The organism is Larkinella insperata, from assembly GCF_026248825.1.
GTDB classification, from domain to species: Bacteria; Bacteroidota; Bacteroidia; order Cytophagales; family Spirosomataceae; genus Larkinella; species Larkinella insperata.
Map to the genome: position 1 here is coordinate 835359 of NZ_CP110973.1, position 23542 is coordinate 858900.

General features: G+C 52.2%; 24 protein-coding genes and 1 riboswitch. Of the genes, 17 read left to right on the forward strand and 7 right to left on the reverse strand.

The genetic code is table 11. The features are described 5' to 3' along the window. Positions 1-21: 21 nt before the first annotated feature. A riboswitch (TPP riboswitch) is annotated at positions 22-123 on the reverse strand. Positions 124-155: 32 nt separating this feature from the next. The 3 genes from fabF to ggt form a co-directional block, all read right to left on the reverse strand. Beyond that, on the reverse strand, positions 156-1400 hold the full coding sequence (gene fabF, locus OQ371_RS03215; protein ID WP_265992328.1) for a beta-ketoacyl-ACP synthase II: 1245 nt from the start codon (positions 1398-1400) through the stop codon (positions 156-158). A 123-nt stretch (positions 1401-1523) separates the two neighbouring features. After that, positions 1524-2135, reverse strand: coding sequence for a DUF6624 domain-containing protein (locus OQ371_RS03220; RefSeq protein WP_265992329.1), 612 nt, complete (start codon positions 2133-2135; stop codon positions 1524-1526). Between the two features lie 67 nt (positions 2136-2202). Then, positions 2203-4002, reverse strand: a complete 1800-nt coding sequence (gene ggt, locus OQ371_RS03225) for a gamma-glutamyltransferase (protein WP_265992330.1) — start codon at positions 4000-4002, stop codon at positions 2203-2205. Positions 4003-4133: 131 nt separating this feature from the next. Here ggt and OQ371_RS03230 point away from each other — a divergent pair, with 131 nt between their 5' ends. The 16 genes from OQ371_RS03230 to OQ371_RS03305 all read left to right on the forward strand — a co-directional run bounded on the left by OQ371_RS03230 (position 4134) and on the right by OQ371_RS03305 (position 18135). Next, positions 4134-5378 carry an ABC transporter permease gene (locus tag OQ371_RS03230; RefSeq protein ID WP_265992331.1) on the forward strand — a complete coding sequence of 415 codons (1245 nt, stop codon included), beginning with the start codon at positions 4134-4136 and terminating at the stop codon, positions 5376-5378. Between the two features lie 50 nt (positions 5379-5428). Beyond that, on the forward strand, positions 5429-5926 hold the full coding sequence (locus OQ371_RS03235; RefSeq protein ID WP_265992332.1) for a DUF8785 domain-containing protein: 498 nt from the start codon (positions 5429-5431) through the stop codon (positions 5924-5926). A gap of 84 nt (positions 5927-6010) precedes the next feature. Next, positions 6011-7012: an oxygenase MpaB family protein gene (locus OQ371_RS03240; RefSeq protein WP_265992333.1), complete on the forward strand. Its 1002-nt coding sequence runs from the start codon at positions 6011-6013 to the stop codon at positions 7010-7012. An 87-nt stretch (positions 7013-7099) separates the two neighbouring features. Next, a complete protein-coding gene (mnmE, locus tag OQ371_RS03245) occupies positions 7100-8476 on the forward strand; it encodes a tRNA uridine-5-carboxymethylaminomethyl(34) synthesis GTPase MnmE (RefSeq protein ID WP_265992334.1) in 1377 nt (458 codons plus the stop codon). A 241-nt stretch (positions 8477-8717) separates the two neighbouring features. Then, a complete protein-coding gene (locus tag OQ371_RS03250) occupies positions 8718-9281 on the forward strand; it encodes a helix-turn-helix domain-containing protein (protein WP_265992335.1) in 564 nt (187 codons plus the stop codon). Continuing rightward, complete coding sequence (locus OQ371_RS03255; protein WP_265992336.1) at positions 9278-10393, forward strand: site-specific integrase; 1116 nt, start codon at positions 9278-9280, stop codon at positions 10391-10393. Before OQ371_RS03250 ends, OQ371_RS03255 begins: the two co-directional genes overlap by 4 nt. A gap of 17 nt (positions 10394-10410) precedes the next feature. Further along, positions 10411-11292, forward strand: coding sequence for a hypothetical protein (locus OQ371_RS03260; protein ID WP_265992337.1), 882 nt, complete (start codon positions 10411-10413; stop codon positions 11290-11292). An 81-nt stretch (positions 11293-11373) separates the two neighbouring features. Next, positions 11374-11766 (forward strand): helix-turn-helix domain-containing protein, encoded by a 393-nt coding sequence (locus OQ371_RS03265; protein WP_265992338.1) that lies wholly within the window; start codon positions 11374-11376, stop codon positions 11764-11766. Between the two features lie 68 nt (positions 11767-11834). Further along, a complete protein-coding gene (locus tag OQ371_RS03270; protein ID WP_265992339.1) occupies positions 11835-12245 on the forward strand; it encodes a VRR-NUC domain-containing protein in 411 nt (136 codons plus the stop codon). Between the two features lie 121 nt (positions 12246-12366). Further along, on the forward strand, positions 12367-12762 hold the full coding sequence (locus OQ371_RS03275) for a hypothetical protein (protein WP_265992340.1): 396 nt from the start codon (positions 12367-12369) through the stop codon (positions 12760-12762). A gap of 8 nt (positions 12763-12770) precedes the next feature. Beyond that, the gene (locus OQ371_RS03280; protein WP_265992341.1) at positions 12771-14408 is read left to right on the forward strand and encodes a hypothetical protein; all 1638 of its coding nucleotides are present in this window, start codon (positions 12771-12773) and stop codon (positions 14406-14408) included. 315 nt (positions 14409-14723) lie between these two features. Then, positions 14724-15908, forward strand: a complete 1185-nt coding sequence (locus OQ371_RS03285) for a BT4734/BF3469 family protein (protein ID WP_265992342.1) — start codon at positions 14724-14726, stop codon at positions 15906-15908. Beyond that, complete coding sequence (locus tag OQ371_RS03290; RefSeq protein WP_265992343.1) at positions 15905-16285, forward strand: hypothetical protein; 381 nt, start codon at positions 15905-15907, stop codon at positions 16283-16285. The genes OQ371_RS03285 and OQ371_RS03290 overlap by 4 nt, the downstream gene beginning before the upstream one ends. A gap of 122 nt (positions 16286-16407) precedes the next feature. Beyond that, the gene (locus tag OQ371_RS03295; protein ID WP_265992344.1) at positions 16408-16878 is read left to right on the forward strand and encodes a phage terminase small subunit P27 family; all 471 of its coding nucleotides are present in this window, start codon (positions 16408-16410) and stop codon (positions 16876-16878) included. Positions 16879-17298: 420 nt separating this feature from the next. Further along, positions 17299-17772: a hypothetical protein gene (locus OQ371_RS03300; RefSeq protein WP_265992345.1), complete on the forward strand. Its 474-nt coding sequence runs from the start codon at positions 17299-17301 to the stop codon at positions 17770-17772. Positions 17773-17778: 6 nt separating this feature from the next. Continuing rightward, on the forward strand, positions 17779-18135 hold the full coding sequence (locus OQ371_RS03305; protein ID WP_265992346.1) for a hypothetical protein: 357 nt from the start codon (positions 17779-17781) through the stop codon (positions 18133-18135). Between the two features lie 11 nt (positions 18136-18146). On the opposite strand, the gene OQ371_RS03310 is transcribed toward OQ371_RS03305, so the two are convergent. The 4 genes from OQ371_RS03310 to OQ371_RS03325 all read right to left on the reverse strand — a co-directional run bounded on the left by OQ371_RS03310 (position 18147) and on the right by OQ371_RS03325 (position 20367). Beyond that, positions 18147-18461, reverse strand: a complete 315-nt coding sequence (locus OQ371_RS03310; protein WP_265992347.1) for an HNH endonuclease signature motif containing protein — start codon at positions 18459-18461, stop codon at positions 18147-18149. A gap of 14 nt (positions 18462-18475) precedes the next feature. Beyond that, positions 18476-18703, reverse strand: a complete 228-nt coding sequence (locus OQ371_RS03315) for a hypothetical protein (protein ID WP_265992348.1) — start codon at positions 18701-18703, stop codon at positions 18476-18478. A gap of 44 nt (positions 18704-18747) precedes the next feature. Continuing rightward, positions 18748-19062: a hypothetical protein gene (locus OQ371_RS03320; protein ID WP_265992350.1), complete on the reverse strand. Its 315-nt coding sequence runs from the start codon at positions 19060-19062 to the stop codon at positions 18748-18750. 510 nt (positions 19063-19572) lie between these two features. Then, positions 19573-20367 (reverse strand): DUF4760 domain-containing protein, encoded by a 795-nt coding sequence (locus tag OQ371_RS03325; protein WP_265992352.1) that lies wholly within the window; start codon positions 20365-20367, stop codon positions 19573-19575. A gap of 325 nt (positions 20368-20692) precedes the next feature. Here OQ371_RS03325 and OQ371_RS03330 point away from each other — a divergent pair, with 325 nt between their 5' ends. After that, positions 20693-23236, forward strand: coding sequence for a tape measure protein (locus OQ371_RS03330; protein WP_265992354.1), 2544 nt, complete (start codon positions 20693-20695; stop codon positions 23234-23236). Positions 23237-23542 lie beyond the last annotated feature (306 nt).

Genomic DNA, 23542 nt, shown 5'->3' on the forward strand with positions numbered 1-23542 from the left:
CAACTTTAGAGGAAAGCAAACGGCTTCTCGGTAACTTTTCCCTACGGCAGTACAAACTGCATCAGGTGATGAGGGTATCCTCTCAGTCAGCCCGTTTCGGCACTGACACCCCTAAAGTTGCCCGACAAAGGTAGGCGATTTTCCGGTTACGGTCTTTATATTTTTTTAAAAACCACAATCCCGTTGTGTCCGCCAAAACCAAAGGTGTTGCTCATGGCGGTATGGACCGGCGTAGACTGGGCTTCCCGGAAAACGATGTTTAGATTTTCCGGAATGGCCGGATCGCGCACCTCGGTGTTGATCGTGGGCGGAACCACGTTGTCGCGCATCGCCAGCAGACTGATGAGCGCTTCGATAGCCCCGGCGGCTCCCATCAGGTGCCCCGTAATGGACTTGGTAGCGCTGATGCGCAGCTTCGTTTTTCTATGGCCGGTCAGCCGGGCGACGGCATTCATCTCCGACAGATCCCCCACCGGCGTGGAAGTCGCGTGGGCATTCAGGTAATCCAGCTCTTCGATGGTCAGTTGGGCTTCCTTCAGGGCGAGCTGCATGGCTCGGGTGGCGCCGATGCCCTCCGGATGCGTGGCCGTGATGTGGTATGCATCGGCGGTCATGGCCGCGCCCACCACTTCCCCGTAGATGGTAGCGCCCCGGGCCCGGGCGTGTTCGTATTCTTCCAGCACCAGCGCCCCCGCCCCTTCGCCCATCACAAAACCGTCGCGCTCCACATCGAACGGCCGGGAAGCGGCCTGCGGGTTGGCGTTGCGGGTCGACATGGCTTTCATGGAACAATACCCGCCAAAGGAAGACGGTGTAATGGCCGCATCGGAGCCACCGCTGACAATAATTTTGGCTTTGCCCAGCCGGATGTAGTTGAAGGCATCCATCAGGGCCGAATTGGAACTGGCACAGGCCGAAACCGGCGTGTAATTGATGCCCATAAAACCGTGCCGGATGGAAATCAGGCCGGATGCCAGGTTGACCAACACTTTCGGAACCAGAAACGGACTAAAGCGTGGGTGGCCGTCGCCCCGGGCAAATTCGGTGGTTTGTTCCTCCAGCGTTTCGGTACCGCCCTGACCCGACGCCCAGATCACGCCCACATCGAAGGGGTCCATCGCCGACAGATCAAAACCGGAATCAGCAATGGCCTGGTCAGCCGCTATCAGGGCGAATTGCGTGTAGCGATCGGCCCGCTTGCTGTCCGTGCGGTTTAAAAACTGCGCGGGGTCATAACCGGTGATCTCGGCGGCAAATTGGGTACGGTATAAGGAAGCATCAAAACGCGTAATGGGTGCGAACGCCGAACGGCCTTCAACGGTATTTTGCCAGAATGTGGGAATGTCTTTACCGATGGGCGTAAATGCGCCGATTCCGGTAACAACAACGCGATGTAACATATGCGGAACAGTGAGTACGGAAAATTGTCTGCAAAGAAAGCGACTTCCGCGTAAAATAAAGTACCCACGGATTGAGCCGCGTGGATGGGCCCGTCCGTGGGTACGCTGTTGGTCTTCCGAAAATTACTTTTTCACCCCCATCCGGGCCAGGTAGGCCGACATGGGTTCCAGGTCCATCTCTTTCCGACGCTGGTCCAGATTGCCCTCGTCCTCAACCGGGTACACGTCTTTTTTGCCCTGGTTGTTGATGTGAATCTGGGTGCCGTAAATCTGTTTTTCCTTTTTCTGAACCTTCACCTGATCGGTCAGAAAGGCCACCCCGGCTTTATCCAGCTCGCCTTTCTGGGCAGCTTCGGTCAGCATCGGCAGGTATTTTTCGTGAACCGCCCGGTCGGTGCTGTGCTGAATGATCAGGAACGCCACCTGATCGAGCGGCTGACCGACCACACTCCGGCCCGGATAACCACCCACCTGATCGATCACTTTCTCGACTTCGGCCAGGTGTTCTTTGTCCATGTCTTTGATTTTCTGACGGGTATCCTGAGCTTCTTTGGCGCCCCAGCCGTACTGTCGCTCTACGGCGTCGTAAGCCGCCCGTTCTTTCTGATCTTTTTCGTAAATCTGCGTCAGACGTTTGCGCACGTCGGCCAGATTAGCGGTATTTTTCGTGGCCTGCGCCCATCCACTCACCGTAACAACGCACAGGACAAGAAGAGAAAAGAATTTCGTTTTCATGTTCACAAAGGGACTTAATAAACTGGTCATCTGATAAAAACCCGTTTCGGTCCGCAAGGTTTAAAATTCAGTAGCCTACCGAGGTGTTATCCGCCCGGGGGTCCGAAGCGCCCTCCAGCGTGCCGTCAGGTCGGCGCAGAATGCAGTCCATGCGCCCCAGCGAATTGGTCAGTTGTTCGAGCACGTAGCCGCGCGACTGGAGTTTCTGAATGGTCTCGTCCGAAAAAGCGCCGTTTTCAAACGTAGTTTTGTCGGGCAGCCACTGGTGGTGAAATTTCAGCGCGTTGACGGATTGCTGCATGGTCATGCCGTGATCCAGCACGTTCAGGATGGTTTGGTAAACGGAGGTGATGATGGTTGAACCGCCGGGCGTACCGACCACCATGTACAGTTTGCCGTCCTGCTCAACAATCGTGGGCGTCATCGACGACAACATTCGTTTGCCGGGCGCGATGGCATTGGCCTGATTGCCAATCAACCCAAACATATTCGGAACGCCCGGCTTGATGCTGAAATCGTCCATTTCGTTATTCATCAGGAAACCGGCTCCGCCCACCACCACGCGGCTGCCGTAACCGCCGTTCAGCGTGGTGGTGATCGATACGGCATTTCCGTCTTTGTCGACCACCGAAAAATGCGTGGTTTCCAGGCTTTCGTACCCCGGCATATTCCCCCCTTTCACGTTACGGCTGTCGGTAGCTCGGGCAAAATTAAAATCCGCCCAGCGCGTTTGCAGGTAATTTCTGTCGATCAGCTGCGCCACCGGCACTTTCACAAAATCCGGGTCGCCCAGAAATTTGGCCCGGTCGGCATAGACGCGTCGCTCCGCTTCAATCATTACCTGCACCGTCGAATCGCTGTTCCAGCCCCACCGGCGCAGGGGATACGGTTCCACCAGCTTCATCAGTTGCAACAAGGCCACGCCCCCGCTGGATGTGGGCGGCATGGTAATGATTTTGTAATTGCGGTACGTATCCACCAGCGGATCGCGCCAGACGGCGTGGTAATTTTTCAGATCAGCCTCCGAGATGATCCCACCTCCGCGCTGCATTTCGGCCGCCAGCAGTCGGGCGGTTTCGCCTTCGTAAAAACCCGCCCGGCCCTGTTGCTGAATCCGGCGCAGGGTCTGGCCTAAATCTTTCTGGATCAGTAACTCTCCGGCTTTCCAGTCGGTCGTGTCGGCTTTCATGAAATACCGTTTGTCTGGATTCACCGCCAGAAATGAACTTCGGGTACGGTTGAGGCCAAGGGCTTCGCGTTCGGTCAGGGCCACTCCTTTCTCGGCCAGATCAATGGCCGGTTGCAGCACCTGCGCCCAGGTCAGCCGGCCAAACCGCCGGTGGGCTTCCACCATTCCGTCGACCGAGCCAGGCACCCCGCTGGCCAGGTGGCCGGTGATGCTCAGCCGCGGAATGACGTTCTGGGCCGAATCGAGGTACATATCTTTATGCGCTTTTTCGGGCGCTTTTTCCCGGTAATCGAGCGTGTAAGCCTGGCCGGTATTGTCGCGGTAGACCATGAAACCGCCCCCGCCGATGTTGCCCGCTCCGGGGTACACCACCGCCAGCGCAAACTGCACCGCCACGGCCGCATCGACCGCGTTGCCGCCCGCTTTCAGAATATCAACCCCAACGCGCGAGGCTTCCGGGTGCGCCGACGCTACCATACCGCTTCGACCAACGACGGCCTGCCGGTCCGAAAAATACGGTCCTGCCCGGCGCGCGACAGCCTGTTTTTTTTCGTTGTCGTACTGGTAAACGCCGGAACTCTGACGCACATCCGGCGCTTTCTGCCCCGTTCGGCAGGCTCCCAACAGGGCCAGAAACAGAATAATTGCACAATGAATAGATAGAGTTACCTTTTTCATACGGGCTGGGTGTCGTGAACCACTAATCTACAAAAACAAACCAAACATCCGCCGAAACGACCTTCGCTTGCAATTCGTTTGGAAACTAGCCAACGGCCTGGTACCTTTAATTAGCGATAAACCGTACTCCCTTGAAATTTCTCCGTCAGACCTACGAAAGCTTCCGGTTCGCGTGGCAGGCCCTGCGCTCGAACCTCCTCCGGACCACGCTCTCGCTGCTGGGCGTGACCATCGGTATTTTTGCCATTATTGCCGTATTCACCATCGTCGATTCGCTCGAACGGAACATCAAAGACAGTCTGGCCGGAATTGGCGACCGGGTGATGTACGTTCAGAAATGGCCCTGGGGGTTTGGTGGTGGCGAGTACCAGTGGTGGAAATACTTCCAGCGCCCCGAACCGTCGCTGACCGAGTTTAAATTTCTGCAGGAACGACTCGAAAACGCCGAAGCCGTTGTGGCGATGGATTTTCGCGGGCAAGTGACGGTTAAGAACGGCAACAACAGCCTCCAGGCCCTCATTCAGGGCACATCACTGGATTATAACAAAATCTCGAACGTCCCCGTCGAGCAGGGACGGTATTTTTCCCAGCAGGAGATTGACGCGGCCCGCAACGTGGCCATCATCGGCGCCGACGTAGCCGAAACACTGTTTCCCGACCAGGATCCGATTGGAAAGGAATTCAAGCTAAACGGTTTGAAATATGCGGTCATCGGCGTTCAGGAACGCAAGGGGGAGAGCCTGGTCAACTTTGGCGGCAATCCCGATAAAAAATGCCTGATTCCCATCGGCGCTTTCGCCAAAATGTATCATTCCGTTTACCCCAGCATCGACATTGCCGTGAAGGGCTACGAAAACGACGAAGGCCTGCTCGAGGTAGAAAGCGAAGTACGCGGACTGCTGCGGGCGCGCCGGGGGCTCAAACCGATGCAGGAAGATAATTTCGCGCTCAACCGCCCGGAAGCAGCCGCCCAGGCCATTTCGGGCCTTTTTGCCGTTCTGACGGTAGCCGGTTGGGTCATTGGCAGCTTCTCCATTCTGGTCGGTGGTTTCGGAATCGCCAACATCATGTTCGTGTCCGTTAAAGAGCGCACCAACATCATCGGAATTCAGAAATCGCTGGGGGCCAAAAACTACTCCATTCTGTTCCAATTCCTGTTTGAAGCGGTTTTTTTAAGTTTAATTGGCGGTGGCGTCGGCATTTTGCTCGTTTATTTGTTGTCATTTATAAAGCTGGGTACGCTGGAGATTATTTTATCTCCCGCCAACATTATGCTGGGTCTGGGTGTATCTAGTATTATCGGTACAATTTCCGGTATACTACCAGCCCTGGTGGCGGCCCGGATGGACCCCGTTATCGCCATCCGATCAAAGTAAGGTGGCGGTGCGGATTGACTGTTAATGTTATCCAAAACTGACAACGATTCATGAGACGCATTCTATTTCTACTGTTTTTTTTACTGCTGATTTTTGGTATCTTCTATTACCTGACCGTCTGGAGCTACAGCGATGGCGAACGCGCCGGTACCATTTCCAAATACAGCCGCCGGGGCTACGTTTTCAAAACCTGGGAGGGCGTTCTAAACGTCGGGGGCTTTTCGGGCGAAACCGGCTCGCTGACTCCTCAGTATTTTGACTTCTCGGTAGAAGACGACTCGGTAGCCCAGCAGATTAACCAGGCGGTCAAAACCGGTCAGCGCGTGACGCTGCACTACGAAGAAAAACTGGTTAAACTCCCCTGGAACGGCGAAACCAAGTACTTCGTGACGGATGTTGAAATTGTTGACCCGCAATACCAGTACGGTATGCCCGGTCAACGGTATTACCCGAACCAGCCCGCTCCGCAAACCCAGCCCGCGCAGCCGTCTGCACCCACGCAGGTAGATACCGTGGATACGGTCCAGACGCCAGACACTGCGCTGTAACTCGCCCGGACCGGCAGACCCGCTTTCCCGTATTTCTCCGAACCTCAGTGCTAAAAACGCGGACTGACCTCCGTGGTCTACGTGATGTTGAAAACCGTTAATTCAAGCCGGACTTTTTCGGACGAGCTGCTGGACCGCTACCGTCAGCAGGGCGACCCGCCCGCCGATGCCGTCATCGAAGCAGTGGCCCACCACCACGGGCGGGAAGGTGTCGGTGAGCTGATGCGCTGGCTCGCCAATACCGCGGAGCTGGATGGCTCGGAACAACACCCGGCGGTTCAGGAATTTCTGCGTGCCTACGCGCCCCTTCCCGAGTGGGCGGACCGTCGGCAGATGGAAAGGGCCATGCAGTTTTTCCAACAGAATATTGTCAACATCTGCCTGATTCTGGGTTATTACTCGCTCCCTTACTGCTACGCCGGAGCCGATGGTGCCCGGGTCCTCTGGTTTTCTGAACGTGTTCGGAACGACACCCAAAAGCGGCTGGAAGAAACCGTCGAATGGGTGTTTAACATCATGAAAAAGCGGAATTGGGCAACCGGCAAGGCGGTGGTTGGTACCCTGAAAGTCCGGCTGATGCATGCCGCCATTCGGTGGTTTACCCTGCACAGGGGCAATTGGAACTTCGACTGGGGGTACCCGATTAATCAGGAAGACATGGCCGGTACTAATCTGGCGTTTTCGTACATCGTCATTCGGGGGATGCGCAGGGCGGGCCTGGCAATGACGGAAGAAGAGGAAGAAGCCTACCTGCACCACATCAACGTAACCGGATACCTGCTGGGAGTGTCCGACGACCTGCTGGCCCGCAACCGGCGCGAAGCTTTTCACATCGACCGGGCCATTGTCCGGCGGCAGTTTCGTTCGTCGGAGCAGGGCCAGGGCCTGACCCGCTCGTTGCTCCAGACGTTTGAAAACCTGTCTCCTGCTCCTTTGCGGAACCTCCCGGCGGCCCAAATGCGTTTCTTCCTCGGTGATGAGCTAGCCGATGCGCTGGCGGTTCCCGCTGTACCGCTGGAAAAACGGCTGGTCGGCGTGGTTAATTCACTTCCTATTTTTTCCAAATTGATTGGTAACAATCTCTGACAAATCCGGATTGGCTCTGATGAACGCGGTGTAACCAGTTAGTAATCAGCGTTGACCAGCGATAAGCAGAGAACACCAGAGTTTTTGATGGATATTCTACAACAGGAGCCCATTGCTGCCTTGGCGACAGCGCCGGGGATTGGGGCAATTGCCGTGATTCGGGTTTCCGGGGAGCGGGCGGTCGAGCGAACCAACCGGCTTTTTCGGGGCAAGGACCTGACGCAGCAGGCTTCGCATACCGTTCACTTCGGTACCATTCGCGATCAAGCCAACACGATTATCGACGAGGTGCTGGTCACTATTTTCCGCAGTCCGGCATCGTTTACCAAAGAAGATGTGGTCGAGATTTCCTGCCACGGATCGGAGTATGTGATCCGGCAGATTTTGCGTTTGTTGCTGAACGAAGGCGTCCGGATGGCGCAGCCGGGCGAATTTACGCAGCGGGCGTTTCTGAACGGCCAGTTTGATCTGGTGCAGGCCGAAGCCGTGGCCGACCTGATTGCCGCCGACTCCGAAGCCACCCACCGGGCCGCGCTGACGCAGTTACGGGGCGGTTTTTCGCGGCAGCTCAAAGCCCTCCGGCAGCAGCTCATTGAGTTTGCCGCCCTGATTGAACTGGAACTGGATTTTGGGGAAGAAGACGTGGAGTTTGCCCAGCGCGACGACCTGCGCCAGCTCGTCTGGTCGATTCAGCGGGTGCTGCGGCCGTTGATCGAATCGTTTTCAGTGGGCAACGCAATCAAAAACGGCGTGGCCACGGTACTGGCCGGCAAGCCCAACGCCGGGAAATCGACGCTGCTGAATGCGCTGCTCAACGAAGAAAAAGCCATTGTTTCGGACATTCCCGGCACAACCCGCGACGTGATTGAGGACGAGCTGTTTATCAATGGCATCCGGTTTCGCCTGATCGATACCGCCGGCCTGCGCGAAGCCACCGACGCCATCGAAGCCATCGGCGTGGAGCGCACCCGTCAGCAACTCGACAAAGCCGCGATCATTGTGTACCTCTTCGACGCGGCCGAAACCCCGCTTCCCGAAGTGCAGGAAGTAAAAACGGAGTTGAGCCAGCGGAACGTCCCTTATCTGCTGGTAGCCAACAAGATGGATAAACTATCCGGCGATCAGTTGGCGGAGTGGCAGCAGCAATTTGGTCATGAGCTGGTTGCCATTCAGGCCAATACCGGCAAGAACCTGGACCAGATGACCCAGCGACTGACCGATTTCGTCCGGTCGAATGCCGTCCCGGGCAGCACTGTGGTGACCAACCTGCGCCATTATGAACACCTGACGCAAACGGATGCGGCCCTCGCCCGCGTGCTCGACGGCCTGGATGCCGGATCAACCCAGGACTGGCTCGCCATCGACCTCCGTGATTCCCTCCGCCATTTGGGTGAACTGACGGGCGAAATCACAACGGACGATTTGCTGGCGACAATTTTCAGTAAGTTTTGTATTGGAAAGTAACTGCGCTCAATAACGTTTTTGCATCTATTCTCTATCTCATTGCAAATACCTGTTTAGCCGATATATAGCTGCTAAATACTACTATTTTACCGAGTGATACCGCTGGGTTATTCAGTAATACTTTGTACCTTGCTTGTACCTTTTTGACGGACCTGTAATAGCAGCCCGTTTTTTAAGCGAGATAATGGCACATACTGACACGCTATGTCACATAATGGCATATTCTGGCATTTACTGACCCATGAGTTCTAACCTGCGTATCAACCGCATCTGTGAGCAGTGCGGTAAGGAGTTTGAGGCCCGTAAAACGACGTCTAAAACGTGCAGTAATGACTGCGCAAAAAAGGCTTATAAAGCCCGTAAACGTGCCGCCAAGATTGAGGTTAGCAACGAGCAGGTTAACCGAATCAAAGCTAAGCCGCTCGAAGATCTACGGGCTCAGGAGTATCTGACCGTCGATGAAACAGCCCGCTTAGTTCGCATCAGCCGACGAACACTCTACCGCATGAATGAGCGGGGTGAACTGGTATTTATGAAGTTGAGCCGCCGGACAGTAATTCGTCGTTCGGACATTGACCGGCTATTTGATCAAGCAAAGCCAGCAGGCGCTCCTGAACCAGTTATTATTTCTCTGTCAGAATGCTATACCATGAAGGAAATCATTCAGAAGTACGGCATTTCGGATAAGGCCCTCTACGAGCTGATTCGTCGTAATGATATTCCCAAGCAGTACAGCGGTATCTACGCTTACGTGCCCAAAATACGGATTGATGAACTTTTAACCTCCGCAGCTTCGCAGTCATGATAAAAGTTAAGCTACGACGTAAACCAATCACCGATGGGCGCTCCAGCCTATACCTTGATTTCTATCCGGCTATTCCGCATCCTGATACTGGTAAACCAACCCGGCGGGAGTTTTTAGGGCTCTACATTTTCAATAAGCCCAAAACAATTATTGATAAGGATCAAAACCGGGAAACACTTTCTCTGGCGGAGGGCATTAGGGCCAAACGCCAACTTGATGTCCAACAAGGAGCATACGGCTTTTTGTCCGACCGGCAACGTAAGACCTGCTTTGTCGACTATTTCAGACAGCAGGCGGCCAAACGCAAGGGCAGCAACCGTGACAACTGGGTTAGTGCACTGGCGTACCTGGAAGAGTTTACCGGCGGTACTATTAAAATGTCGGATCTGACGGTAAAGAAATGTGCCGACTTTCGAGAGTACTTGCTATCGGCTCCTAACCGGCGCAATGGGGAAACGCTGGCTATCAACTCAGCCCTCTCCTACTTTACTAAATTTAAGTCTGCCCTCAAGCAGGCTTACAGTGACGGGCTCTTGGTTATGAACCTAGACTCAAAAGTATCGTCGATTAAACCGGAGGAGACGAGCCGGGAGTTTCTAACTCTGGAGGAATTGCAGGCTGTGGCAAATACCGAATGCGCAATGCAGGTGCTTAAAGTTGCTGCGCTGTTTTCTGCCCTGACCGGCCTGAGGTTTTCGGATATTGAAAATCTGACCTGGGGAGAAGTTCGCCATACGGCCGCAGGCGGTTACAGTATTCAATTTCGGCAGCAGAAGACTCAAGGGGTTGAGGTATTACCCATTCCGGAGCAGGCTTATGAGCTGCTAGGTCAGAGAGGAGAGGCAAACAATCGGGTATTCCCGGATCTGTCCTATTCGGCTTACCATAACCAGCTTTTAAAGCATTGGATTAAAGACGCCGGAATTACAAAAGACATCACATTCCACTGCTTCCGGCATACGTATGCAACACTGCAACTGACGCTAGGAACGGATATTTACACTGTCTCCAAAATGCTAGGGCACCGAGAGTTAAAGACTACTCAGATTTATGCCAAAATTATAGATGAGAAGAAGCGGGAAGCTGCCGACAAAATCAAACTGAACCTATAACTATGTATCCACCTGGAATGGATCCCAGGCTTGATGGCCATGGGAAATATGTCCGCATTGCGATGCGCCAGACCCCACAAGACTACTTTTTTGATTTTGTGAACGCCGATTTTGAAACATCTGCATATTTACTTTTTATGGATGTTGAACGGACAGGCTTTTTTGACGACCCCAGAGTTCCTCTATGTATGTTTGAAAATGCCACTGAATTGATTGATGTCTATATCGGCAACCCATTTCGGGCGGTAGCTGGCATTTCTCAACTAATGGACGAGGATAGATACCCCGATTTGCATCGATACTACATGTTAAAATTTCTGGCAATGTTCTACGAGCAATTCCCTAGTCAGTCAGACGTAGCGAATGTATTAAAGGTAACCGCCCAATCTGTCTGGGATAGGGCAGCTAAAAAGAAAAAAGAGGAGGGTTCAATTCAGAAAAAGGATGCAGACTCTAAAGACGAGGTATTACAACTTGTCCATACTGCCGTTAAGATAACAATTACAGAAGTCGCGCTTACGGATTTATATGAAGCATTGAGTCCATATTTTCAAGAAAGCCAGCGAGACGGTTTGGAGAAGTGTTTAATGGGAAAAGGGCAAGATGGCAATAAATTATTGTTCCTAGAGGAGGGTAACAAACTCGCTGACGTGTTTAAGCAGCTATACAGAGAAAATGGCTTTATAGGTTCATCAAAAAAGGATGTTGAGCGGTGGATTGAAAGGAACTTTCAGTATACAGAGAAAGACTCAGCAAAAGATTATACAGCAGCTTATCTTGATAAAATCATTTCCGGATCAAATAATTGTAAAAGCCCAATATTGAAAATAAGGCAAGAAGGAAATGGGCATGTGATCGCTCCTTTACCAAGAAACGACCGGAAAAACTTAAATAACTAGTAGTGTTATAGTGGGGTTTTAATGAAAATGTTGATACCCCACTATAACCCCATTGTAACCCCACTTAAAACCCCTCTACTATTGCTGACAAGTTTCACAAAAGAACTGTCAGCAATGGAAAGTCCACCAATTACATTCGATCAACTTCCAGCCTATGTCTATCAATTAGGCTGTAAGTTTGATCAGTTATTAAATCTTCTTCAGGCGCAGGCGGGCCAGCCTAACGACGCACCAGAGCAATTTTTTACCATTGAACAACTTTCGGATTATCTGCCTGGTAAGCCAGCTATCACTACTCTTTATGGTAAGGTGCAGCGCCGTGAAATCCCGTTCATCCGCAAAGGCAAACGCCTTACTTTTCGTCGCGCTGATATTGATCAATGGTTGATAGACGGTCGGACGAAAACAAGCACGGAGCTAGCTGACCAATATGTTCAATCGAAAGAGCGCAGAGGAGGGCGTCGGGCAGCATGAACCGGCAGCAACTCTTAAACTACCTCTCGGAGCTGGATCACCAGGAGAAGTGCCAGAAGGCTCCCAACATGAAAGCCGCCTATGTGCCGAAGACCAAGTTCTCGGATAAGACGGCCAACGATCTGACGCAAGCGGCCATTCGCTCGATTCAACTGCTGTTTGAAGACAGCTTCGCCACCCGGCTTTCCTCGACGGGCACCTACCGGCAGGATGTGGGGCGGTTCGTTCCCAGCCAGCAGCGCAAAGGGCTCCCCGATATCTTCGGCGTGGTGGAAGGCCTGGCCGTCTTTATCGAAATCAAGATGCCAGGCGACCGTCTGAGCGCTGATCAGGTGCAAACCATCACCGAACTGAGAGCCGCCGGCGCCTGGGTGCTGATCGCATCTAATTACGAAGACGTCTACAACAGCCTCACCGTTGATTTTCGCGAGCACATCTTCAATCACTACGCTTTAGGCCGCACTCTCCCCGAATCATGACCCGACGTCTTCCGAGTACCGGGCCCGCTCCAGGAGCGTGTCAGGGCCGCGCCTTGCCTGAGTTCATCGAATCAGACCGCTTTCCGACTATCAACACACCACCCCTAAAACCGTAACGACGATGATAACTGTGATCAAAACCGCCCAGTCCCTGCTGGACTTAAACGGCGCCCAACGCGGGCTGTGCAGCCAGCTTCAGAAAAAGACGCTGGGCACCAATGAGTTTGTCAATGCCTTCAACCAACTCCACGAACGGGCCAAAGAATGCGGTATGAAGTACTACTCCCGCTTCAGCAGCTTCGCCCCGCTGTTTGTGGATCATCGCCAACTCGAACAGATGCAATCGGCCATGGCGGATCTGATGGACCGTTCGGAATTGCAGGCGGAGGCGGATCTACTGCGCTCGGGCGTGCTGCCCCTGGAAGATCATCTGTGGCATCTGCGCTGGCATTTCCTACTGGAGCGGGCGGGTGAGCTGGGCTACTACTGGAACAGTGAAGAGAAACGGTTTAACTAAAAGGGACGATGACGAGCTACCATAACCGCCCCTTTGAAGAGATCAAACCGCAGGGGCAATTTACGAAAAAAAGGGTACATATTGACCACCAGGACCTGAGTGATTTACTGCACGATGAGCCCATTGATTTCCTGAGCGAGAAAGTTGTGCTGAGCGAGTCGCTGGTGGTCTACGGAATCTGGTACTGGGAGTACAACTACAAAGCCGGTAAATGGATATTCAAGGGGCTCTACCGCAACGGCTTCTTTGACCTGCTGGCCTCCCGGGGCTACTACAAGCGCTACAGCTCCGATGAGAAGATGGTCATGTGGATTAAGGACACCAATGGCATCATTGAAGAGGTGACCATTGCCCATTTGATGGATGTGGCCAAAGACTGCGTAGCCCAGCAGACGGATATCCAGTTCGAACACGACCGCGATATCCTCACGGCCACGGCCGAGCTCTGCCAGGAGAAGTTTAAGGCCCAGCATCACCTGATCTTTAACGCCAGCAGCCTGCTGAACCTGGAAACGCACCGCAAGCAGTTCTTTGTCGATACACCCACCTCAGCCTATTTCTTCTACCAGAACGGCATTGTGGAGGCTACCGCTGACCAGGTGGTCGTTCATCCTTACAACCTGCTAAAAGATCGCTGCGTGTGGAAAAGCCAAGTCATCAAGCGGGTCTTCGATCCTGAAGCCGACGGCCCCAACAGCCAGATGGCACTGTTTGATTATAACACCTGCAACGGTTCGCCCGAGCGGCTGAATACCCGGCGCACAGGCTGCGGCTACCTGCTGCACCGGCATAACTCGCCCATCCGCAACCAGGCCATTATCTGCAACGATGAGGTGATTACCTCGGCCAAAGAAGCCCGGGGACGAACCGGAAAGGGCCTCTGGTTTCACGCCATCGCGCAGGTGCGTTCGGGCTGCCTGCTGGACGGGAAGGGCTTTAACGAAGAGGATCGGTTTTGCTTTCAGCGGGTGGAGGCTCATCATAACTTTGTCTGTCTGGATGACCCCAAGCCCAAGCTGGACTTTAAGCGCTTCTTTTCACTAAGTACGGAAGGCTGGGTAATCGAGCGAAAAAACAAGCTGTCGCTGCACATTCCACCGGCCGAAAGCCCCAAGCTGCTCATCCTGAGCAACACGATTCTGGACAACGAAGGCACCTCCAACAAGGCTCGACAGTTTGTCATTGAGTTCAGCAATCATTACTCCAAACAGATTATTACCGGCACTGAAGAGCCGATTCGGGCCGAGCATGGCTGTGTGTTCTTCTCGGATGACTGGGGACCGGACGAGTGGGCCTGCTTCGACCAGTACATGATCAGCAACTGCCAGCTCTACCTCAAACATGGACTGATTCCGGGGGATATGTCAAACGTAGCGGCGAACCGGCTGCGGCAAACGGCGGGGGATGACTTCTTTGAGTTTGTGACCCAGCATGACAATGGGAAAGGCCTACAGGCTAACACGTATTACGATTCTACCCAGTTGTTTGGGCAGTTCAGAACCATCTACCAATTCGATGAGAAGGAGCTTAAGCAACGAGGATTTACCGAGCGACTCAAGAAATATGGAGCCTCGAAGGGATGGGACTTCCAGCGTAAAACGGGTGGACCCAGCGGAGGGTTCTGGTATGTCTCAAAAGCAGGCTAAACAGGCTGATTTATGTTACAACTACCCCGGAAAAGGACGAGTTGTAACGCTTGTAACGCTTGTAACATACCCTTGTAACATAGGGCAGCTTGCTGAATATAAGGTACTTATCTAGAAAAATGTCACAATGTTACAAGAAAACGGAAGTAGTCGGGGTGTGTGCTATTATAGTAGTATACACCACCATAATAAGCAAAAGCTTGTAACATTGTAACGTGCCACCCATTAAGTATCAGTAATACAGTAAGTTATCTCTTGAAAAACGTGTTACAAGCCAATTTTTCTTGTAACATCTTGTAACGCTGTAACATAATTATGACTAGCATTTTAGACGTTCAGGTAAGCTGCTTTAAGTGCTGCAAAGCGCCCAGCGAGCCCCGCCCGGTAAACATGCTGACCTGGCTGCGATCGCCGAAGTACTACGACGAGCAGTTACGCCTGCGTGAACTAGCCGCCAGTGATCCCGAGCAGTACCGCCAGGAGAAGATTGTGAAGTTGCCGGCCGTTACCCCGTTCGCCGAGTTTACCTACCGAAAGAACGACGCCTTCAAAGGGGACGATGCCGAAACGTCCTACAGTGGCCTGTACTGTTTGGATATTGATCAGAAAGACAACCCGCATATTGAAAACTTCCACCAGCTAAAGCAGGAGTTCTGCAAGATCAAAAACGTGGCCTACTGCGGCCTATCGCTCAGCGGTAACGGTTACTTCCTCCTGATTCCGGTTGCCGAACCCAGGCGGCATCTAGAGTACTTCGAAGCCTTCAAAAAGCTATTCGCTGCGTGGGACATAACGATTGATCGCGCCTGCAAGGATAACTCGCGGCTGAGGATTTACAGCCACGACCCGGCGGCTTATTACAACCACCGGGCCGAAAAGGTCGTGTTGCCGCCCCCCAAACCGAAGCCCGTATATAGGCCACCGGTTAGCCGTCAGCAACGGGCTACCGATCCGGCCAGTACACAGCATAAGATCGAGCAGTTGATTCAGAAGATTGCGGCTCATCGCATCGATATTACCGATGGCTACCAGAACTGGCGAACCCTGGGCTTTGCTTTGGTGGATGAGTTTGGCGAAGGGGGACGCGACTACTTTCACCAGATCAGTTACCACAACGCTAAGTATGACCACGCTTACACGGATAAGCAGTATACGGATTTCCTGAAGCACCATCAGGGCCACGGCGGCAAGCGGATAACGATTGGTTCCTTCTTTGCCATCTGCCAGGACTATGGGATTGCCTATGAGCGGCCCGACAAGTCTACTGCCGAGCGCCGGCCAAGGACCGAGAAGCCCCGCTCGAAATGGGATAACCCACCCATTGAAGTCATTCCCATTGTGCAGGCGGAGGAGGATTACCCGAAGTCCTGGGATGGGTCACCGGGTCAGCCGCCCACTGCCCGCCTGGTCGTGAGCCCACGAAGGGCCGAGTTTGCCACCGCCCTGAATCTATCGGAAGAAGCATTACAACTATACACTTTAGAACCTATTACGCCATGAGATGGACCCAGCAATTTGAAAATACCACCGTCGATCTGGATCGAGTTAAACACGCGATTGCGATGCCCGCCTTTAGCTTCTATGACCATGCCAGCCAGACGATGAGCTTAACCAGCCATGAGATGGGGGTAATGTATTGCATTGACCGAATCAACCTGTTTCTGGGCTGGTATGTGTTAGGCACCGAGAAGACCTTACGAGAGGTATACTGGACCATTGGGGAAGCCTACCGGTATGACGCCCGGTTAGCCCAGGCGACTCTACCCGTCTACCTGGATAGCTACTTCCCTAATCTGCTCACGGACCTGGAGCTGTACGAATTGATGCCCCGCTTTGAGAAAGCCCGGGTAAAGATCAGAAAGCGGTTTGATTTCTAGGCGAACCAAGCCCCCGGGGGAGGGGTGGGTTAAATCCTTCAGGACCTCGGTTTGCTGAATCGTATGTCCAGTCTTTCACACATGATGTCAAAATTACATAGGGGGGTACCCCAAACATTCATATGAATAACCGTAGACCACGTAAGCCAGACAATATTAAGAAGCTGCAGGGTACGCTGCGTACCGATCGACTGCTGCGTAACGCCGTCAATCCGTCCGCCGTCTCCCTGCCTCCAGCGCCCGACTGGCTCTCGGAGTACGCCAAAGAAGAATGGCAACTGATGACCCATGAACTTGAGCAGCTCAGGATCCTGACCAACATGGACCTGTCCACGCTGGCGATGTACTGCGTTCAGGTGGGGATTGTTCGAAAGGCCAATGAGCAGCTCCGCAGCATGGACTATGCGTTAACGGTGGAGACCCCCAATGGTCATCTGCAAACAAACCCGCTGCTAACGATCATTAATAAGGCCTCGGAGGTGGCCTTGAAAATTGCCGGGCAGTTCGGCTTTTCGCCCTCCGCCCGTACGCGCATTGGCACGCCGGACCAGGCCGAGGACGATCCGTTCGAAAACTACCTGAATAACAACTAAACCGGGAAAATTTAGGGGGTATTTCACCAAACAGAGGGGTTTCATGGCGTTTTAGGGCCATATCTACTTGATGAAGCCTGGCTTCACTGCCCTACAATGGGCTTTCGATAGGGCTTCGGTACCGGTTCGAAGGGTGTTCGATGGGGATACTCTGTAGGCAAAAACAGCGTTTCTAACGCATAAGAGCCTGTTTTAAGCTCAGAGATACCCCCCCTCCCAAAAATTTTGCACGAGGAAAGCTAAAACTAGGCATACGATTCAGGGCGGGGGTTATTCAGAGATTTCACCTACCCCTCCCCCTTCGGGTGGCCCGACAATGGCGGGAGTTTTCCGTTTACACAAAGGTTGGTAGATAACGCTTTCTTTCTCAGTACCTTTAGTTAAACCTTGCTTCTTTAAACGCATCTAAACCTGAGAAAAATGAAGACGCTACTGATTCTAGCGGTGCTTATGCTGACCGTTTACACAGGCTATAGCCAGGAAGTAGTTGATAACACACCCCAATACCAAAACGAGGTGCCGATTGCCTATGGTTTATCCGAAAAGTCCATCATGTCAATGTGCATCTTGCTGATTGGACTACTGGTCATCCTTTGTGAAGTGATCTTTATCCGTATGATTGGCGAGAAGCTAAAGATGGAGGGATTGGATGCAATCCGGCTGATCACAGTAACACTGATCATCTTTGGGGCGCTCTTTGTGGCTAACGGCAGCTATCCTGAATCGGGTACGGCCGCCGTGACGGGTTTACTGGGAACCTTAGCGGGGTACTTACTGGCCCGCGGGGCCCAGACTCCGCCCAAGTCCGATCAGTCTACCTCCCCCGAAACAAAAGCGCACGCCAATGGACAGGAAGTAGCCAAGAGTAGCCCAGTGGATGCACTTAAACCATGAACCTCAATGCGAGCGCTACTGATTATGCTTTGCCTGTTTTCATTGCCTGTTCTGGCCCGCGCACAAATTACCCGGCGCTTTTACAACCCCAACCAGATCGTGCTGCGCAATGTAAGTAATCAAACTGTTTCCTTCACCGTCAGACCCGCTAACTCAGCCAGTCAGACTTCCATTACTTCCTGGACCACGCTCTCGCTGGCGCCGAAAGAAATGAAAGTACTGCCCGGCAGGGGGCTTGAACAGGTGATCATCTTGAAGACGGCCAATCAGCGGGCGTTCACCTACCGGCTGATACCCGGCAAGACTTACGAAATCTTCTGGAGTACTCCCCGGTCAGTGTTTGATATTGCTTTAGCAAAATGAACGCCTGCCCGCTAGCCGTGCTTAGCCTCCCTGGCCGACTTCTTAGCGTGGCAGCGATCACACAGCGGCTGGCAGTTGTCGGCATCCAGCGGGGCACCTCCCAGGCGGATAGGTTTGATGTGATCCACCATGGTAGCGGGTGTCAGGCGTTTGTTGCCTTTGCACTCCCGGCACAATGGCTCGGATTGAAGTATCGAGGCCCGTAGACTGCGCCAGGGTTTTCGCCGGTAGAATTTAAGGTCAACTCCGCCCTGGCTAACAGGCGTCCCTCTGCGGGCGTTTTTGGGCTTTGGCTCGGGCATCCAGGGCCGGCGAATACTCTTCACAGTGGGCATAGCCTTTACTTCTTGTAGACGATAACCATATTGATGTTGGGAAACCGCTTGACTTCCCGGTTGGTGACACCCATCTGATCCAGAATAAAATTGGAAGCTGCCGCCAGCGCGGGTACTTGATCTGGGGTATCGTACCGAAACAGCAACACGGCGTTTTCCAGGCTGTGTGGGAAGAATACCCCCACCCTGGGCTCGTTTTTAATGTCGGCGTAACCAATGAGAATCTTTGCCATCTGTAGAGAACCGTTGTTAGCTCTCAAGATACAAAATCACCCCATCAGTTACAGGTACTTAACGGGTAGTTAGTTAGCACCTGTGGGGTTGTTTCGGCATCGTGGCCGTAATAGTCCGGAAAGTGCATCTTCAGGATATGATCCAGTTCCAGCAGCTCTCCCTCAAAAGCAATCCGGCGGTGTACGCTCATCAGACAGTCCAGGAAGGTTTCCACCATCGGATCAACCGGCCCCTGGCTGGTTTCCTCGTACATCATATCCAGCAGTTGGTGCAGATAGCCCACATACTTATAAAGCTCCGGATTGGTCAAGAGGTACTCGGATAGCGGCTCTTCTTCAGCACTATTAACACCTTCCATAAATTAAGTTTATCTGATGTGAAAACTTGCCTGCCTAGCAGCTTCAAATCTTTCTTAAAATACAAAAATTTTACTACATAACCAACTGATTATATGTATCTTAAACTAAATATATATGTGTTTTTTAGTACAGAGTAGAATATGTAACACGCTGATTAATTGGGTACGGGAAGTTGGAACAGGAAAGTTAGCTGGAGGTGGTTGAAAGGACTGACGACATAGAGAAGGTCTACGCAATTGCCAGTGCAGAACTAGTGTATGATAAGTATAGTGGATTGGTAGCTAGGCAATAATAAAGCCCGGTCATAACACCGGGCTTTATTTCGTCTCAGGACGAAAAAGGATTAAAAATAGTAGGATTTGCTTGTGACAGCCTAGGCCTAGCTGTTAATCAACAATGATGTCGTTGACATAGCGTTAGATGTTAATCTTCCTTAAATTCCTCCGGCACTACGGATCGATTTGACCATGGTTTTCATACAGTTAAAGTGAAATGGTTTTAGATTTGGATTACTTAGCTCTCCACTCCTTTACCACATTTTCGTAACAAATAAACAATTTATGATTTTCTTTTTCTTTCCGGGTTCGATGAATGTATTCTTCAAATCCCGTATAGTACAGGCTAAACAAATAACGAAAGTACTCCTTCATTAACGAATTATCAGCCATATTAGTTTGGTAGGCCAAACTCAAACGCTCAAAGTAGTTGAGTAATATCATGACTGACTGTCTGATTTCAATGTTAGCCGGATCATCAATTAGCTTGGTAATATCACTAGGATGGTCCCTCATGAAATTCCTAGCTATTGTACCGTGCTCGATCATTTCGGCGCTATGCCAATCCCGCATTAGGGCAAAGGCATAAACTTTTGCTTCATACTCACGACGAAACGCTTCTATTTCATCTTCTCTCCGAATTCGTTCTGCTAATAATTCTACCTCCCGTCTAATAGCCTCATCTTCTCTGCGAATCTTTTCTAGTCTTACTTCTTCGTCTTTAGCAACCTTCTCTTCCTCTAAAAGTAAACGATAGTTATTTATATAACTATTATGTTCAAAAGTTTTTGAGGTGTACCATAAAGTTGTGCAGGCGAACCCCACTAAACAAATGGTCAAAATGTCTCTGTACTCAATTGGCCGTGATTCTGGATGATTATACAACCATAACCATGCCACAGTAGCAACAGCAATAGTAGTACCAGCGCCTATAAGAACTACCCTCGCACGAACGCTAAATTCAGCTTGATCATTCTCTTTTATTTTGTCTACAAGAAATTTCTTTCTGGCTCCCAAATCAGATGCCATATACTATCTTATCGGTTTAGGGTAGGTTATAGGTGTAAATATAACTACCTAAACAATAGACGCAACAGCCGCTTAGTAAATTAGGCAAAGGTCCAAAACGCGTCCGCCAGCAGGCTTTATTATTGTCTTTGTCTCCTGTTTTGATAACTGGTACAAGCCCCTCATAGCTAGGGAGTAACTTCGAAAAATACTGCCTTACTAACAAGCTTTTACTTCAAACAGATGGAATAATCTGTCTTATCTTGTTTTGGCAAATGGCGCAAATCCTACATTGCTAGGGAGTAACTTCGGAAGCATACAAAGTGTCACTCATAACGACTCAGAAATGGCAGTTGGAGCAATCAATATAACACTGGGCGCAACCGTTGGCGGGTTTGTGTCTGCCATGGGTACGGCCCGTGCGGCCGTCTCTCAGTTAACCTCAGACCTAAACGGCAAACTAATAACCGCCTTTAACAATGCTGACCGGCAATCCCGTTTTTTTGAGCGGGGCATCGGTCGGCTGGGCACTGGACTTCAGGATGTGGGCAGCAAACTCTCGACGTTGGTAACCCTTCCCCTGGCTGGTCTTGGGGCGGCTGCCTACAAAACGTATGCCGACATCAATGCCCTGCAATTAGGACTGGAGAACATAACCGGTTCGGCGGCGGCAGCCAAGGCTCGTTTTGAAGAGCTTAAGGAAGTGGCCCGGCTGCCAGGCTTAGGGCTTGAAGAAGCGGTTCAGGGCGATGTAAGGCTTCAGGCAGTTGGCTTTTCGGCCGAAACCTCAAAGCGGGCTCTGTTGGAGTTCGGAAACGCCCTGGCGCTAACCGGTGGTGGCCGGGTTGAACTGGATGCTGTCATTACACAGTTAAGCCAAATGGGATCTTCGGCTAAAGTGTTGGCGGAAGACTTAAAGCCCATCCTGCGGGCGTCGCCTGCGGTAGCCAAAGCCGTTCGGGGTATGTTCGGCACAGTCAGTAGTGAAGCTATTTCCAAGCAACTGACCGCGGCCGGCAAGGGCCCTGCGGATTTCATAAAAGAGCTTATTGAGAGTCTTAGCGGACTCGAGCGGGTTAAGGGTGGCCCTAAAAACGCCATTGAAAACTTTGGTGATTCTATAAAGTTAGCCGCCTTTAGTTTTGGTGAGGCCGCTGATAAAGCCCTTAACATGACGGGCTTACTTACCCGTGTCGGTGATGCGGCCGGGCAACTGGCAAAACGATTCGCGGAGCTACCGACAGGGACGCAATCCGCTATCATTGGGGTGACGGGGTTTGCTGCCGCCATTGGACCGCTAACCCTGGGGATTGGTTCACTGGTAAAACTAATGCCGGTGATCAGCAGCGGCTTTGCGCTGCTGGGTGGACCGATCGGTATCGCGGCAGCGGCCGTCGTAGGGGCTACGGCGCTAATCGTTACCAACTGGGATAAGCTAAAGGTCTACTGGGAGCAGCTTAAGCAATCGCTGGCCAAAACCGGTGTGTGGTCAACAGTACAGAATGTAGTCAGCTCCGCCATGGAAGCCATCGGGGCTGTTTCGGGCGCTTACATCGGCTATATCACCGAAGTATGGAACGGATTCAAGGGATACCTGATCCCGACGGCTAAATACATCTTCGGCGTCGTTGCCGAGGTCTTCAAGGTTGGCATGGGCATCCTTTCTGGCATCTTCAAGGCTATTACGGCCGTCTTTACCCTGGATTGGTCGAAGCTGCGGGACGCGATGCAAAACATTACCATCTCCCTGTGGAACGGGGTCATTGGTCTTACTTCTAAATCGATTGCTTTTGTAGGGTCACTGTTTGCCGCCTTCCTGAAAACGGTGGGCGCTAGTGACCTTTCTTCGGCCCTGAGCGCCAATCTGGACCGAATGACCGCGGGAGCCGAACGAATGAAGTACGCTCTGAAAGGTGTTAACCAGGCCGCGCAGGAAACAAAAAAGAACATGCCCTCTACTTCTGGCATTACCCTGCCAGAAGTAACAGTACTGGGTAGGCGCCCAACCAGGGTGATCAATCAACCCGGCAAAAAGAACGAAGCGGATTCTGCCATTGAAAAGCTCAACAAACAACTCTCGGCAACGGAGGAACGCCTTCAGAGTCTGCGCCTGGTCGCCCCGTTCAGTTTTGCGCTACGTCAGGCGGAGTACCTGCGGGCTGAATTGTTAGACCTGAAGAAAGTAGCGGATCCGGATTTTAAGTTACCAAAACGGGATACGCCGGGGGAGGTAGAAATGATTCATGGCCGGTTTGATTTTAAGTCATCCTTAAACGTCCAGAACGCAATCCTACCTCTGAATGCCAAAGCCGCAGCAGCGCAGGTTGGGGAGGTTAGTAGCAGTATCGTGACGGCCATTGGCCAGCTTGGCCAGGAGGTCAGCAACGCCTTTCGAGGAGCGGCAGCCTCGGCGGCTGAGGGCGTGGGCGAATTGGTTGGCGGGCTGATGAGCGGCACGGCGTCTTTGGCCTCGATTCCGGCCCTGTTTGGGAACATCCTGGGTAATCTGGCGCAGCAGATTGGTAAATCCATGATTGCGTTTGGGACTTCGGGTCTAGCCATCAAGAACCTGATTAAAGATCCGGCCCTGGCGATTGTGGCGGGAGCTGGCCTGATTGCTGTCGGGGCCGCACTGAAGAACACGGTCAGCAATAGCATTAATAGCATCCCCAAGTTTGCCGATGGTGGTATTGTTTCTGGACCGACGCTGGGCTTAGTTGGCGAATACGCAAACGCCCGTTCCAACCCGGAGGTCATTGCGCCCCTCGACAAGCTGAAGCGTATGGTCGGCGGTGGTACGCAAGTATTCATTCCGGAAATGCGGCTTGCTTATGACGCCTTGTATATAGCATTCAAGCGCGGAGAGAGAGACGACTACGAGTTCAATTAGGCAGTAAACGCCCCAAATCCGCCCTGTGTTCAACAATCTCGCCAAAGTAAGCCGAAGTATGATTCTCTTTCCAAACGTCCCCTACAGCCTCTTAAACCTCGATGGCTTTTATGAACACTTCATTGAGCTAAGCCGGAAGATAAGGCCGGCTGAGGCCTATGAAGAATGCGAGCGGGCGGTAATGGCTTTGTGCGGGCATCGGCGATATGGGACGTTCATGGAGTTTCAGGCGGTGGTGGAGGGGTGGACAGACAAGTGAGATCGTTAGCCAAGATACCTTTGTAGAAAAATCGCTAACAACGGCTA

Excerpts from the sequence above, each read along its gene's own strand:
- OQ371_RS03320 (WP_265992350.1), bottom strand. The coding sequence starts at position 19,062 with ATGGAAGGTGTTAATAGTGCTGAAGAAGAGCCGCTATCCGAGTACCTC.
- OQ371_RS03250 (WP_265992335.1), top strand. The coding sequence starts at position 8,718 with ATGAGTTCTAACCTGCGTATCAACCGCATCTGTGAGCAGTGCGGTAAG.
- OQ371_RS03315 (WP_265992348.1), bottom strand. The coding sequence starts at position 18,703 with ATGGCAAAGATTCTCATTGGTTACGCCGACATTAAAAACGAGCCCAGG.
- OQ371_RS03325 (WP_265992352.1), bottom strand. The coding sequence starts at position 20,367 with ATGGCATCTGATTTGGGAGCCAGAAAGAAATTTCTTGTAGACAAAATA.
- ggt (WP_265992330.1), bottom strand. The coding sequence starts at position 4,002 with ATGAAAAAGGTAACTCTATCTATTCATTGTGCAATTATTCTGTTTCTG.
- OQ371_RS03295 (WP_265992344.1), top strand. The coding sequence starts at position 16,408 with ATGAATAACCGTAGACCACGTAAGCCAGACAATATTAAGAAGCTGCAG.
- OQ371_RS03330 (WP_265992354.1), top strand. The coding sequence starts at position 20,693 with ATGGCAGTTGGAGCAATCAATATAACACTGGGCGCAACCGTTGGCGGG.
- OQ371_RS03255 (WP_265992336.1), top strand. The coding sequence starts at position 9,278 with ATGATAAAAGTTAAGCTACGACGTAAACCAATCACCGATGGGCGCTCC.
- OQ371_RS03240 (WP_265992333.1), top strand. The coding sequence starts at position 6,011 with ATGTTGAAAACCGTTAATTCAAGCCGGACTTTTTCGGACGAGCTGCTG.
- mnmE (WP_265992334.1), top strand. The coding sequence starts at position 7,100 with ATGGATATTCTACAACAGGAGCCCATTGCTGCCTTGGCGACAGCGCCG.
- OQ371_RS03270 (WP_265992339.1), top strand. The coding sequence starts at position 11,835 with ATGAAAGCCGCCTATGTGCCGAAGACCAAGTTCTCGGATAAGACGGCC.
- OQ371_RS03280 (WP_265992341.1), top strand. The coding sequence starts at position 12,771 with ATGACGAGCTACCATAACCGCCCCTTTGAAGAGATCAAACCGCAGGGG.
- OQ371_RS03290 (WP_265992343.1), top strand. The coding sequence starts at position 15,905 with ATGAGATGGACCCAGCAATTTGAAAATACCACCGTCGATCTGGATCGA.
- OQ371_RS03300 (WP_265992345.1), top strand. The coding sequence starts at position 17,299 with ATGAAGACGCTACTGATTCTAGCGGTGCTTATGCTGACCGTTTACACA.
- fabF (WP_265992328.1), bottom strand. The coding sequence starts at position 1,400 with ATGTTACATCGCGTTGTTGTTACCGGAATCGGCGCATTTACGCCCATC.
- OQ371_RS03220 (WP_265992329.1), bottom strand. The coding sequence starts at position 2,135 with ATGAAAACGAAATTCTTTTCTCTTCTTGTCCTGTGCGTTGTTACGGTG.
- OQ371_RS03235 (WP_265992332.1), top strand. The coding sequence starts at position 5,429 with ATGAGACGCATTCTATTTCTACTGTTTTTTTTACTGCTGATTTTTGGT.
- OQ371_RS03275 (WP_265992340.1), top strand. The coding sequence starts at position 12,367 with ATGATAACTGTGATCAAAACCGCCCAGTCCCTGCTGGACTTAAACGGC.
- OQ371_RS03305 (WP_265992346.1), top strand. The coding sequence starts at position 17,779 with ATGCGAGCGCTACTGATTATGCTTTGCCTGTTTTCATTGCCTGTTCTG.
- OQ371_RS03285 (WP_265992342.1), top strand. The coding sequence starts at position 14,724 with ATGACTAGCATTTTAGACGTTCAGGTAAGCTGCTTTAAGTGCTGCAAA.
- OQ371_RS03260 (WP_265992337.1), top strand. The coding sequence starts at position 10,411 with ATGGATCCCAGGCTTGATGGCCATGGGAAATATGTCCGCATTGCGATG.